The sequence below is a fragment of the Paenisporosarcina sp. genome (assembly GCF_057785155.1).
In genome coordinates this window covers 21,664-34,856 of sequence record NZ_JBYNRN010000049.1, presented here as the reverse complement: position 1 = coordinate 34,856, position 13,193 = coordinate 21,664, and the positions used below count along the sequence as shown (strand labels likewise).

The 13,193-nt window shown below is 37.9% G+C and carries 10 protein-coding genes and 1 pseudogene; 6 read left to right on the top strand and 5 right to left on the bottom strand.

What is annotated here, in order from left to right; translation table 11 throughout:
• Positions 1-574: 574 nt before the first annotated feature.
• Entirely contained in the window at positions 575-1,879 is a 1,305-nt protein-coding gene (locus tag AC3EA5_RS17575; RefSeq protein ID WP_488609498.1) for an NCS2 family permease, read from the bottom strand.
• Between the two features lie 161 nt (positions 1,880-2,040).
• Between AC3EA5_RS17575 and AC3EA5_RS17570 the strand changes: the two genes are divergently transcribed.
• Positions 2,041-2,877, top strand: a complete 837-nt coding sequence (locus tag AC3EA5_RS17570) for an aldo/keto reductase (RefSeq protein WP_488609497.1) — start codon at positions 2,041-2,043, stop codon at positions 2,875-2,877.
• 299 nt (positions 2,878-3,176) lie between these two features.
• On the opposite strand, the gene AC3EA5_RS17565 is transcribed toward AC3EA5_RS17570, so the two are convergent.
• Positions 3,177-3,971: a phosphotransferase gene (locus AC3EA5_RS17565; RefSeq protein WP_488609496.1), complete on the bottom strand. Its 795-nt coding sequence runs from the start codon at positions 3,969-3,971 to the stop codon at positions 3,177-3,179.
• Positions 3,972-4,113: 142 nt separating this feature from the next.
• Between AC3EA5_RS17565 and AC3EA5_RS17560 the strand changes: the two are divergent.
• A pseudogene (locus tag AC3EA5_RS17560) lies at positions 4,114-4,753 on the top strand (DUF3885 domain-containing protein).
• A gap of 342 nt (positions 4,754-5,095) precedes the next feature.
• Here AC3EA5_RS17560 and AC3EA5_RS17555 read toward each other — a convergent pair.
• The 3 genes from AC3EA5_RS17555 to AC3EA5_RS17545 are packed head-to-tail and all read right to left on the bottom strand — an operon-like array spanning position 5,096 to position 6,892.
• Positions 5,096-5,941 (bottom strand): RluA family pseudouridine synthase, encoded by an 846-nt coding sequence (locus AC3EA5_RS17555; protein WP_488609495.1) that lies wholly within the window; start codon positions 5,939-5,941, stop codon positions 5,096-5,098.
• A 54-nt stretch (positions 5,942-5,995) separates the two neighbouring features.
• Entirely contained in the window at positions 5,996-6,466 is a 471-nt protein-coding gene (locus AC3EA5_RS17550; RefSeq protein WP_488609494.1) for a thioredoxin family protein, read from the bottom strand.
• A complete protein-coding gene (locus tag AC3EA5_RS17545) occupies positions 6,467-6,892 on the bottom strand; it encodes a disulfide oxidoreductase (RefSeq protein WP_488609493.1) in 426 nt (141 codons plus the stop codon). It lies immediately after the preceding gene.
• A gap of 130 nt (positions 6,893-7,022) precedes the next feature.
• Between AC3EA5_RS17545 and AC3EA5_RS17540 the strand changes: the two genes are divergently transcribed.
• The 4 genes from AC3EA5_RS17540 to AC3EA5_RS17525 all read left to right on the top strand — a co-directional run bounded on the left by AC3EA5_RS17540 (position 7,023) and on the right by AC3EA5_RS17525 (position 13,183).
• Positions 7,023-8,567 (top strand): GNAT family N-acetyltransferase, encoded by a 1,545-nt coding sequence (locus tag AC3EA5_RS17540; protein WP_488609492.1) that lies wholly within the window; start codon positions 7,023-7,025, stop codon positions 8,565-8,567.
• Positions 8,568-8,673: 106 nt separating this feature from the next.
• Positions 8,674-10,401, top strand: coding sequence for a phospho-sugar mutase (locus AC3EA5_RS17535; RefSeq protein ID WP_488609491.1), 1,728 nt, complete (start codon positions 8,674-8,676; stop codon positions 10,399-10,401).
• 65 nt (positions 10,402-10,466) lie between these two features.
• Positions 10,467-11,720, top strand: coding sequence for an MFS transporter (locus AC3EA5_RS17530; protein ID WP_488609490.1), 1,254 nt, complete (start codon positions 10,467-10,469; stop codon positions 11,718-11,720).
• A 347-nt stretch (positions 11,721-12,067) separates the two neighbouring features.
• A complete protein-coding gene (locus tag AC3EA5_RS17525; protein WP_488609489.1) occupies positions 12,068-13,183 on the top strand; it encodes a GAF domain-containing sensor histidine kinase in 1,116 nt (371 codons plus the stop codon).
• Positions 13,184-13,193: the final 10 nt, after the last annotated feature.

Sequence of the window (13,193 nt, the reverse complement as noted above, 5' to 3'; positions counted from 1 at the left end):
TAGCTTAATTAACGGTTTTAATTAAAAAAGAGAAAACCTTCCAAAAAGGTTTTTGGAGGGCTGTTTGGCATGCTCAAAATAGTATAACATAGGGTTAATTAGAATTTTAGTGAAAAATATTGACATCCTATTAGCTGGTTTAGTTGAAGAAGACCAGATAAAAATTAGGCTTACTATAAATTAAAACTAGAAAAAAGCACCGGAGGCTCGCACCTCTGAAGAGAACCTCATATCATATGAAAAGATTCCTTTTTTTAGACAAAACAAAAGCTTGCCCCAAAAATGAGGCAAGCTGTGTTATTAATTATTTTTCTTTTCAGGTGCACCAGGTTTGTCGTCGTACCCTGCCGTAAAAATCGCAGCAAGGAATGCAACACTAACACCAAGAATAAGAAGTAAGTTCATATATGTTGCCTCCTCTTAAGAGAATTACATTACCTTCAATAAGTATAGCTTACTTCATTTCAAAAAGAAATATTCACTATGGTTTAAATATGACAAAAATCGGTCTTTCGGAAAGTCCGCCAAAGCTAAAAGATAAAACGACTGAAGTCAAAGGACTCCAGTCGTTATTTTAATGTGGTAAGAATAATAATTGATATAAGAACAATGCGGCAAAGATATAAAGCAATGGATGAACATTGCGAGCTTGTCCTTTAAAGATTTTCAATAATGGATACAGGATGAATCCTAATTCAATACCTGTAGCAATACTTGACGTTAAAGGCATAGTCAGAATAATGATAAAAGCAGGGAATGCTTCATCGAAGGCATCCCAATCGATATGTTTAACTGCGCTGATCATTAAACTACCGACAATGATTAATGCTGGAGCTGTTATAGCAGCAACTCCTGATAATGATGCAACCAGAGGTCCAAAGAAAGCAGCAATCATAAATAATACGGCAACCGTTACAGACGTTAGTCCAGTACGTCCACCAACTGCTACTCCTGCTGAGGATTCAATGTAAGCGGATGTAGGACTTGTTCCGACCATTGCACCTACAGTTGTCGCTACCGAGTCAGCAAGCAATGCTTGACGTGCTCTTGGCATAGTGTTGCCTTTCATTAAACCAGCTTGTTTAGCAACACCAATCATCGTACCTGTCGTATCAAACAATGTAACCAACAAGAACGAGACGACAATTCCAAATAAACCAAATTCAATGACATCCATCAAAGCTGTTACAGGATTCCAAACGATGATGCCTTCAGGAAGTGATGGGAGCTTCATAAGTTGATCCGTAAATTTCAGTTGACCAGTAAAGAAAGCGACGATCCCTGTTGCGATCATTCCGTAGAATAATGCGCCGTAAACGTTTAAGACCATTAAAATAACGGTAACGAGTAAACCGAAAAGAGTTAATAATACCGGGACACTTGTTAAATCACCAAGTTTCACTAAGTTTTGCTCATGAGCTTCTACTAATGTTGATAAGCGTAATCCGATAAAGGCAATAAACAAACCAATACCCGCAGTAATACCATGTTTTAAGTTCTCAGGAATAATTTCAATTAACTTTTTACGTAAAGGTGTTAAAGATAAAATAATAAATAAAAGTCCGGCAATGAATACTGCAGAGAAGGCAGTTATAAAATTAATTTCACCATTCGATGAAATGACAACTGTATAAGTAAAAAATGCGTTCAATCCCATACCTGGTGCAATAGCGATTGGATAATTTGCGAATAATCCCATCCATAACGTACCAACCACAGCCGAAATAATAGTAGCTAGGAAGACTTGGTCAAACGGTACACCCGCATCAGCAAGTATAAAAGGGTTAACGATTACGATATAAACCATCGTTAAGAAAGTGGTCATCCCAGCCAAAATTTCAGTTTTTACATTAGTATTGTGTTCTTTTAAGCGAAACATAGTGTGTCTCCTTTCAAAAAGACGAACGAAATTGCCAACATTCCATATAATATTCGTTTATTGGTGGAAGTGCAATAGTTTTTGAATAAAAAGCTTCAGACTCGTAAAAAAAGTTGTCAATTTGTACAATAGAGTGAGAACGAAAGGAAAGGATGAAGATCATGATTCATACTTTACAATCCACTAAAACACTACATAACGGGGTGGAAATGCCGAGACTGGGTTTAGGTGTTTATAAAATGACAAATCCTGATGAAGCAATCCATGCAATGACGACGGCTTTAAAAACGGGCTACCGTGCCATTGATACAGCTTCTTTATATGCCAATGAAAAAGAAGTAGGTGAATCAGTTCGTGCTTCAGGATTGAAGCGAGAAGAACTTTTCATAACGACTAAGGTGTGGAATTCAGATCAGGGATATGATCAAACTTTACGAGCATTTGAAACATCCCTTAAGAAATTAGGGTTTGATTATTTAGATTTGTATTTAACGCACTGGCCGGTAAAAGAGACATTTGTAGATACGTACCGTGCCATTGAACGTTTGTATGATGAAAAGCTAATCAGAGCAACTGGGGTTTCTAATCATCATGCCCATCACTTAGAAGAAATATTTGCAAAAGCAAATGTTAAGCCAATGGTTAACCAAATTGAACTTTCTCCAAGACTAACTCAATTCGACTTACGTACGTTCTGTGCGGAAAATGACATTGCAATTACTTCTTGGTCTCCACTTGCAAGAGGAGGTTTATTAAATGAACCTTCATTAGTTCGTATTGGGAATAAGTATGGCAAAACACCTGCTCAAATAATTATTCGTTGGCACTTGCAACATGACCTGACTGTGATTCCAAAATCGGTAACGCCAGAGCGAATTTTAGAAAATGCAGATGTATTTGATTTTGAATTATCTTTTGAAGATATGAAAAATATTGATTCATTAAATTTAAATGAACGAACAGGCGCAGATCCAGATAACTTTAATTTTAATTTCTGACCTCTTCTTTTTTAAAGACAAATGTTATTAATGAAAAGTATATAATTCGCTGCAGGTGGACGCGTTCCGCGGGCGGTCCGTGAGCCTCCTCAATCGCTTCGCTCATTGCGGGGTCTCACCTGGACCCGCTAATCCCGCTGGAGTCGCCACCTTCCGCTAATCCGAAAAAAACAGTGATAACAAAACGGTTAGTATTGAAACAATAATCAACAGTTAAAATAGCATAATAAAAAGGAGCTTGGAATCCAAGCTCCTTTTGTTATAAATTGAGTGAACTCTTGTTTAACGATAGCTTTCCCTTAGATCCATTCTTTTCCATGTTCACGAATGAATTGAATATCTTTTTGATAATGTTCATAATGTCCTTCATCTATCATTTTTTGAAAAGCCATCTCACCTTCATCGGCTTTTCTTATCATGTATTTACACAATCCTTCTAATCGCAACAATACCATCTCTAAATATCCATCTTTTATTTCCTCAATACCATAGGTTTCAAAAAACAACTCAACTTTTTGTTTTATACGTTGTGCATCACGTGTTGAATTATACTGAACTGCCTCGCCTCTTTCGGTATGATAATGCCTACTTAAAGGGACGCATGTATAAAGAGTATAAGCTATATCCCAAAGTCTTGGGCCAGGAGCAACAATATCAAAATCTATAATGCCTACTGGCTTTTTGTGATTAAAAATTATGTTATATATAGCAAAATCATTGTGACATAGAACCTCAATATTATTTGGTGTATTATCCATTGGTATCCATTCATTTAATGAGGGGAAATCACTCACAGCATCATGATAGAGACGAAGCATTTTCGCTATTTCTTTTAATACATCATTAGACCACATGTATTCTTTTAGAGGATAATTTCCAGCTTCTCCTTCAATAAATGATAATATCTCTCTATTTTTTTCATCAATACCTAAAAACTTCGGTGCATAAATAAAACCTTTACTTTCCAAGTGCTTCAATAATCCATGAATCTTAACACTATCAGGCTTTATTTCTCGTCGAACAGTATCTTCCAAGCGATATACGTTTGAGACGTTCCCTCCTGTAAGCTTTTCTTCGTTACTATGATTTGACATTCGAAATTACCTCCATTATCTTCAAACTAGACAAGCCTTCCTAGATAGTTTAAAAGGAATAACGAACAATCTCTACATAAATTTTCCATTGTTCTTCATAATGATAATTCATTCTTGAAAGAGATTTAATAGGAGGAAATCAATGAGTAACATTCTACATTCATTTTTAGAAAAGAATTTTCAGGGACTCATTTTAAGACCTGCCTTATTTTATTCATGGAAATATAGCATGCGTTTTGAAATTTCAAATCCCTCCATAGCATTTTCTGAAAAAGAGAATTTGCTTCAAATTATTAATCGAACTACCACCTTGTTTGAAAAAATATTTGATGATGAAGATGAAATTCTTTTCGTTACAGATGTTCAAACCTTTAAACGTATATCTAAAATACGTAAAACAAAAAGAGAAATTACACAAACTACAATATTCGCTTTTACCAAGTGTTTTCGAAGATGAAGCAGAGGAGTGGGCATGTGTTCAAGATGTTACCCATCGATTTCTGCTGCAGTGCATGAAAAATGAAATTAAATATCTCCAACTTTTAAAAGCGATTAGTTATGATGACTTTGCTCATGCATCAACAATATTGAAAAATAATCCTGAAAGTGGATATGATATTTATCTTATTAATCTCACCAAAAAAGTAATTTATCATTTATATGATGATCGTGGATGCGACATCTTAGCAGCTGATAAAGAAACAATAAGATTTCTATACAATGAATATAATGATTGGATTTTAGAATACGACAGAGAGGAAATTGATATTGTTTTTAGGTAGTGGTCAAAAACAAGAAGGGAAAGTCAATAAGCATTTAATGAGTAGAGAAATTATTGGTTTTTCTCAACTTGATTTTATTTTTTTGTTTTTTTGCTGATTAAAATGGAGGCGGCGACTCCGAGGGGATCAGCGCGAGCTTTAGACCCTGGACTGAGCGCAGCGAGGGAAGGGGCTAAAGCCGTGCCCCCCGGAAAGCGTCCGCAGCAATGAAAATCAGCCACACCTTTTATAAGGAATTCTAAAATCATATATAAAAAGGGCTAAGTGAAATGATCACTTAGCCCTTCTTGCATGAGTTTCTTGATTCAACGTATTGCAACTTGCATTCATTTTAAATCGAAGTTATTTATAATCTTCCACAACGATCATTTCTTTGGTAATCGGGTGAACGAACTGTAATTTCTTTGCATGTAAGGAGTAATTGTCGGCTCTTGTACGAGAACCATACATGCGATCTCCAGTTACAGGGTGACCGATTGAGCTAAAGTGCACACGGATTTGATGCGTGCGACCCGTTTCTAAAATGACATGTACTTTTGTAAAGTTAGCATCTTTTCCGACTACTTCAAAATGAGTAATGGCTTCTTGACCAGAAGGTGATACAGCGCGACGCGCAGAATCATGACGATCTTTCCCGATGGAAGAACGAATCGTTCCATTTTTTTGTGTCATAGATCCATCAACAATCGCTTCATAAACACGAATAATTTGTTTTTCTTCTAGCATGCGGTCAAGCATGGATTTAATTAATGGATGCTTCGCAATTAGAACGAGACCTTTTGTTCCTTGATCTAAGCGGTGAACATGCTCCGCATAAACGCCACCCTGCTTTTTCACGTAAGCCATTACATGGTTCATACATGTCCCAGTTTGACCTGGGTCATTTGGGTGAGTGGCCATATCTGCAGGTTTAGATACCACGAGTACATGAGCATCTTCGAATAAAATTGGTACTTCACATGTATGCGTAGCCACGTATGATGAAGGCTCTACGTTCACATTGAAAGTAAGTTTAGTTCCGATTGGATAGTGGTGCTGCCAAACCATGGGTTCACCTTGTTCATTAACAATGCTTTTCGCCATGCGCATTTCATGCATGATTTTTTTGCTAATGTTAAATTCGTCACGAAGCAATTGCTCAATCGTGATATTGTCTGTTTGTAACGCGTAATCGAACGTTTTAATCATTTACATTCCTCCAAAATAAGAGGCCATGTACGATGACATGGCCTACGTTATGTTCTATTTTAATACAACTTCATTGAAAAAAGCTTCTATATTTTCTTTTGGCTGATTTCCAACCATACGAGATACCTCTTGGCCATCTTCAAAATGGATCATTGTTGGAGTTGCTTCAATTCGATAATCGTCCCAACCTTGATCAAATTCATATACATTATATTGAACCACATCAACATCCATTTCTTCAACTATTGGCATAAGTACAGGTGTCATCGCTTTACAGTGTGAACAAATTGGGCTAAAGAAATAAGCAGTAACAGGTTCTCCGCTTTCAACTTTTGCTTTTAAATCATCGGGAAGGATGATGTTTTGGTAGTTTTCATCATCTAATTGATCGATTGTTTCTTGTTTTAAATCCTCGGTACCGTAAGGGTTGCCTGCTAACTTTTTATCATTCGACATATTCGTTAACACAATTAGTAAGATAAATACTGCGGCTATAGCGCCACCGATAATTAATAACTTTTTCATTTATTTTTCCTCCTTCAGGGCTTTCAAAACTAGTAAACTTGAAACTGCAATAAGTGCAAAAGCTGTTAGTGCTAAAAATGGAATCGTTATAAACCCAAATAGGTTAATATATTCGCCTGTACAGGAAACACGACCACAAGCAGGAGCACTATCAGATAAAAAGTCGACTTTTTGGATGCCGTAATGGTACAGTGATATCGCACCACCAATTATTGCTAGAACAGCCGTCGTCATTGCGATTCGTGCATTACGTTGTAAATAGGCAATTCCGATAATTAGAACAAGTGGGTACATGAATATTCGTTGGATCCAGCACAATTCACATGGTTCATATCCGCGTATTTCAGAAAAGTACAAAGAACCCATTGTTGCACTTAAGGCAACAACCCACATGAATAATAGTAGATTTTCAATTTTTTTCGACATGATCATATATCTCCTCAGTGGATAAACTCATCTCAAATTATAATTCTACAATGAACACATGTAAAATATTTTCAACGAACGACGAACTCTTATATAATAAATATGAAGCTTTTGTGAAGGGGAAGATTACATGTCCGAGGAATTCGATTTATCAAAATTTGAAGTAAGCATGGTTATTCGACAAACAACCATGGATGATATAGAACCATTATTAGCAATGCAAAGACTATGTTTTCCGGGAATGGATCCATGGAAAGTAGATCAATTGCGTAGTCACTTAAGTGTTTTCCCTGAAGGTCAAATGGTAGCGGAACTAGACGGTGAGATTATAGGATCTTGCTCCAGCTTAATCATCAACTTCGACGAGTACGATGATCGCCATTCATGGTCTGACGTAACGGACGATGGGTATATAACCAATCATAATCCTGAAGGCTACAATATGTACGGGATTGAAGTAATGGTACATCCGGAATATCGTCGTATGAAGGTTGGTCAACGTTTATATGAAGCACGTAAAGAAATTGCACGCCAATTTAATTTGAAGTCAATTATTATCGGTGGACGAATTCCGAACTATCATAAACATGCAGATGAAATGCGTCCTCGTGAATACGTAGATGCAGTATCAAGACATAAAATTTATGATCCCGTGTTAACTTTCCAAATTATGAATGGCTTTACGTTAATGCGTATTAATCCAAACTATTTACCGGATGATACAGCTTCAGGTAAGTATGCGACACTTATGGAATGGAACAATGTCGACTATAAGCCAATGTCGAAGCGTCATTTTAAAACGAGTTATCCAGTTCGTATTTGTGTAGTTCAATACATGATGCGTGCGATTGAATCATTTGATGATTTAGCCAATCAATGTGAATACTTCGTAGATGTTGCTTCAGACGCACATTCGGATTTCGTTGTATTCCCTGAAATTTTCACGACACAATTGATGTCATTCTTAAATGAACCTTCACCAAGTCGTGCGATTAGAAGATTAACAGAATACACTCCGCAATACATTGAACTCTTCTCAGATTTAGCTGTTCGATATAATGTGAATATTGTCGGTGGGTCTCATTTCGTTAAAGAAGAAAATGATGAAATTTATAATATCGCGTATTTATTCCGTCGTGACGGATCGATTGATAAGCAATACAAAATCCACATTACACCAAATGAACGAAAATGGTGGGGGATTAGTGCAGGAGATACAGTTCGCGTATTCGATACAGATTGTGGGAAGATCGCGATTCAAATTTGTTACGATATTGAATTCCCAGAACTTGCTCGTATTGCTACAGATATGGGTGCTAATATTATCTTTGCGCCATTCTGTACAGAAGATCGACAAGGGTACTTACGTGTGAAATATTGTGCACAAGCTCGTGCTGTTGAAAATCAAATCTATACAGTTATTTCAGGAACAGTGGGTAACTTGCCACAAACTGAAAATATGGATATTCAATATGCACAATCTGGCATTTATGCACCATCAGATTTTGAATTTGCCCGTGATGGAATTGTTGGAGAAACAAATCCGAACTTAGAAATGGTGTTAATTGGAGATGTGGATTTAGAGATTTTACGTCGCCAACGTCAAGATGGTACGGTTAAGCAGCTGAAAGACCGCCGTCACGACGTCTACCGTGTTGAATATAAAAAAGGTTGAGACTTCACTGAAGAAAACAAACATAAATAGCCTTCCATCCCACTAGATGGAAGGCCTTTCTTTTCAATAAAAATTTCAAAAAACTGTTAAAAATGGAGGCATACATATGAATTACAACCAAGCATTTCAAAAATGGCTAACAAATGAAACACTTGAAGAAGAACTAAAAGTACAGCTTCAACACATGCAAACCGACGAAAAAAAGCGTGAAGATGCCTTTTATAAAAACCTTGAATTTGGTACCGGAGGCATGCGTGGAGAAATTGGTGCTGGAACGAACCGCATGAACACGTATACGGTGCGTAAAGCGTCTCAAGGGATTGCTGAATTCATTATGGCTGCAGGAACGGATGCAATGAAACGAGGCATTGTTATTGCGTACGATAGCAGAAGAAAGTCACCGGAGTTTGCACATGAAGCAGCCGCTACTTTTGCGAAAAATGGCATTCAAGCATATGTGTATGAATCTCCTCGGACAACCCCACAGTTGTCATTTAGTGTACGTGAACTAAATGCATTTATGGGTGTGGTGATTACGGCTAGTCATAATCCACCAGAATACAATGGTTACAAAGTGTACGGGGAAGATGGGGCACAATTAAATCTTGAAGATGCAGAACATGTGATTTCATTCGTAAATGAAATCGGTGATGAATTAGCCATTGAAAAGGGAGACTTCAGTTCTCTACTAAAAGAAGGCACTATTCAATATGTAGGTGCAAAACTTGATCAATTGTATGGTGAAGCTGTTAAATCGGTTCAAAATCAATCAGATCAGACAATGAAAGAAAATATTAATGTCGTCTTTTCTCCACTACACGGGGCATCAGGAGATACGGTTCAAACAATAATGACTGAAGCGGGTTATACCCAGTTTGACTATGTGACGGATCAAATGAAACCTGACGGAGAGTTTCCAACTCTAAAGTCACCAAATCCTGAAGAAGCAAGCTCGTTCGAGTTAGCCAAGGAAAAAGGATTGAAAACAGGCGCTGATTTATTAATCACGGTTGATCCAGATGGCGACCGAGTAGGCATAGCCGTCAGGCAAGACGAGGACTATGTTCTTTTAACTGGAAATCAAACAGGCGCTATTTTAATTGACTATTTATTAACACAAATAAAAGAAACTGGCGAAATGCCAGCTAATGGTCGTGTTTTTAAAACCATTGTGACTTCGGATTTAGGACGAGTTATAGCTGAGTACCACGGCGCGTCCACAGAAGACGTTTTAACTGGTTTTAAATTCATAGGCGAAAAAATTAAACAATACGAAGAAACGAAGGAATTTCAATTCTTATTTGGTTACGAAGAAAGCTATGGTTATTTAATCAAGCCTTTCGCTCGTGACAAAGATGCGATTCAATCTGTCATAGCGATTACGGAAGCAGCCGCTTATTATAAGAGCCAAGGTAAGACGCTACTTGACGTTTTACATGATCTGTATGAACGACATGGTTATTACCTTGAAGGTCTTGTATCGGTTACCAAAAAAGGAGCAGACGGAGCGCGTGCGATTCAACAATTATTAACAAGCCTGCGCGAAAATCCTCTAAAAGAAATTGCCGGTCTCTCAATCGCTTCGGAAGAAGACTATTCAACACAAAATCGATCGTTTGTAGATGGACGAAAGAAAGAAAAGTTATCTTTACCAAAATCAAATGTCATTAAATATTTCCTTGAAGATGGATCATGGGTTTGTGTTCGACCAAGTGGAACAGAACCTAAAATTAAATACTACATTGGAGTGACGAGCCCAACTGAGCTCGAAAGTAAAGAAAAATTAAACAAGATCACGAAAGAGTTTACAGACGAAATGAATACGAGATTTTAACTACAATAGAACCCGAACTTCTTTGAAGCCATTAAAGATAATCGAAAGTGAAGAGGATGCCAATAATGAATACAGTAATTGAACCAGTCAATGAACAATGGAAAAGGAATATCATCCTCTTTTTGAGCAGTCAAACCCTTTCAATGTTTGGCTCTATGTTAGTGCAATATGCCATTATGTGGTATATCACCTTAACAACAGAGTCAGGTGTCATGATGACAATTTCCATCGTTTGTGGTTTCCTGCCTGCCTTTTTCCTTTCACCATTTGCTGGAGTTTGGGCAGATCGATACAACCGGAAAATGCTCATTATATTTGCAGACTCAATGATTGCCATTTCAACACTCATATTAGCGATTTTATTTTTCCTCGGATATGATTCGCTCGTCTTGTTATTCGTAATGTCAGCCATTCGTGCTATTGGAGCAGGTATTCAAACACCGGCAGTTGGTGCGATACTTCCACAAATTGTGCCGGAAGAACAGCTAACAAAAGTAAATGGAACGAATGGAAGTATCCAGGCATTTGTGATGTTACTTTCACCCATGCTAGCTGGAGCACTCCTTTCAGTAGCTTCAATTGAAGTGATATTTTTAATTGATGTCGTCACTGCAGCGATAGCTGTCTTCACGCTATTAATATTTTTGAAAATACCTTTACATGCCAAGGCGGCGCAAGCACAAACAACCAGTTATTTGAGTGACTTAAAACTGGGTTATACGTATATCAAGAATCATGAATTTCTTAAGAAGTTCTTTGTCTTTTTTGCGTTCTTCTTTGTACTAGTTGCCCCTGCAGCGTTTTTGACACCGCTTCAAGTTGCCAGGACCTTTGGTAACGCTGTTTGGCGATTAACGGCAATTGAAATTGCTTTTGCGTTAGGCATGATTGCAGGCGGAATCATCATTGCGTCTTGGGGTGGTTTTAAAAACAAAATGCATACGATGACACTCGCAACACTAATGATGGCAGTGTGCACGGTCGCCTTCGGAGTAGTCCCTGTTTTTTGGGCATATTTGATTTTCATGGGGATTGTCGGTATTTCGATGCCTATATTTAACACACCCTCAATGGTTTTATTGCAAGAGAAAGTGGAAGGGGACTATCTTGGGCGAGTATTTGGAGTTTTAGGAATGATCTCCAGTTCCATGATGCCTCTCGGAATGCTTATCTTCGGACCATTGGCCGACGTGGTTAAAATCGAATGGTTGTTAATTGGAACCGGCATTCTATTGTTTATTCAAGGATTTTTCTTAATGGGTAGCAAGGTGTTAATGGAAGCGGGAAAACCGAACGAGAAGTTACCTTCAATTGAGTGAAATTGATTCTAAAATTTCACTATAATAGGATTTTTCAAGAACTTTCTAATGAGTCCCTAAAAATCGTGTTCAGATGAGACCCCGCTAGAGCTTACGATGAGGAGGCTCACGGACCGGACCACCCGTGGAAAACGTCCGCTTGTAACGGAATCACTGCTATTTTTAATTCGAATTGGGCTGCCCTTAAAATTCAATAAAATGACTTTTGGGACAGCCCTTTTTTTCTTATCAACCTTATTTGTGTGTCTTAGTTCAGTCAAAAGTAGGAGCTACAGTTCCTGCAAATGCCCGAAAGCAAATGGTATGATATTCCGTATACTAGTTAGTAGTGAATGGAGGTCGAATGTATGCTTGGTAATGAACACTCGAATATTGAGCTATTAAAGGAAATCGCTGAATTGCTCAATGAAGAGACCGAAATGACAACGATGCTGCAGGGAGCACTCCGAAAATTTTTAGCAGGTACACAATTTCAAACAGGTTGGATATTCTTTATTGACGGCAAAGGAAAGCATCAATTGATTGCCCATGAACATTTACCTCAAGCGCTCGAATTTAACCAATGTCATCATTTACAAAAAGGTGGCTGTTGGTGTATTTCGAAATATAGAAATGGTGAATTAAAAAAAGCGACGAACATGATTGAATGCCAACGAATCGAAAATGCCATCCATGCGGAAGTTGGTGATCATGGCGGGATAACCCACCATGCGACGGTTCCACTTCAATCCGGTCCAGAAAGATTTGGGCTGTTAAACGTTGCTTCACCTCATACAGTTGCTTTTACAGAAGATGAACTTGCATTGCTTGAATCAGTGGCTTTCCAATTGGGTTCGGCGATTAAACGAATTGTGCTAACGAAGCAAGAACAGGAAATGGCGCTAGTGCAAGAGCGGAATCGCCTCGCCAGGGATTTGCATGACTCGGTTAATCAACTTCTTTTCTCTGTCACTTTGACAGCAAGAGGAGGGAGTATCCTGGCTGAGAATGATGAAGTGAAACAAACGTTTCAAGAAATTCAACATCTCACGCAAGAAGCTTTAACTGAAATGAGAGCTCTTATTTGGCAACTGCGGCCGAAAGGGCTTGAAACCGGTTTATTAGAAGGCATAAAAAGCTATGCAGAGATGCTTGGTTTAACAATAAAAGTACATGTAACTGGTGTCATACAACTACCTTCAAGGACGGAAGAAACACTATTTCGTATTGCACAAGAAGGATTAAATAATATTCGTAAACACGCTGGCGTTCACGAAGCAGAGTTGTTTATTACCATTACTCAAACTGATGTATTGCTCGTCTTAAAGGATGAGGGACGTGGGTTTTTACTCGATACATCTATTCAAATTCCTTCTATTGGTTTACAAAGTATGAAAGACCGAGCACAGGCAGCAGGAGGTACGGTTGACTGGACAAGTCAAATTGAAAAAGGGACGGAATTATTAATCCGTATTCCTTATTAAGGAGGATTCT

Excerpts from the sequence above, each read along its gene's own strand:
- AC3EA5_RS17575 (WP_488609498.1), bottom strand. The coding sequence starts at position 1,879 with ATGTTTCGCTTAAAAGAACACAATACTAATGTAAAAACTGAAATTTTG.
- AC3EA5_RS17570 (WP_488609497.1), top strand. The coding sequence starts at position 2,041 with ATGATTCATACTTTACAATCCACTAAAACACTACATAACGGGGTGGAA.
- AC3EA5_RS17565 (WP_488609496.1), bottom strand. The coding sequence starts at position 3,971 with ATGTCAAATCATAGTAACGAAGAAAAGCTTACAGGAGGGAACGTCTCA.
- AC3EA5_RS17555 (WP_488609495.1), bottom strand. The coding sequence starts at position 5,941 with ATGATTAAAACGTTCGATTACGCGTTACAAACAGACAATATCACGATT.
- AC3EA5_RS17550 (WP_488609494.1), bottom strand. The coding sequence starts at position 6,466 with ATGAAAAAGTTATTAATTATCGGTGGCGCTATAGCCGCAGTATTTATC.
- AC3EA5_RS17545 (WP_488609493.1), bottom strand. The coding sequence starts at position 6,892 with ATGTCGAAAAAAATTGAAAATCTACTATTATTCATGTGGGTTGTTGCC.
- AC3EA5_RS17540 (WP_488609492.1), top strand. The coding sequence starts at position 7,023 with ATGTCCGAGGAATTCGATTTATCAAAATTTGAAGTAAGCATGGTTATT.
- AC3EA5_RS17535 (WP_488609491.1), top strand. The coding sequence starts at position 8,674 with ATGAATTACAACCAAGCATTTCAAAAATGGCTAACAAATGAAACACTT.
- AC3EA5_RS17530 (WP_488609490.1), top strand. The coding sequence starts at position 10,467 with ATGAATACAGTAATTGAACCAGTCAATGAACAATGGAAAAGGAATATC.
- AC3EA5_RS17525 (WP_488609489.1), top strand. The coding sequence starts at position 12,068 with ATGCTTGGTAATGAACACTCGAATATTGAGCTATTAAAGGAAATCGCT.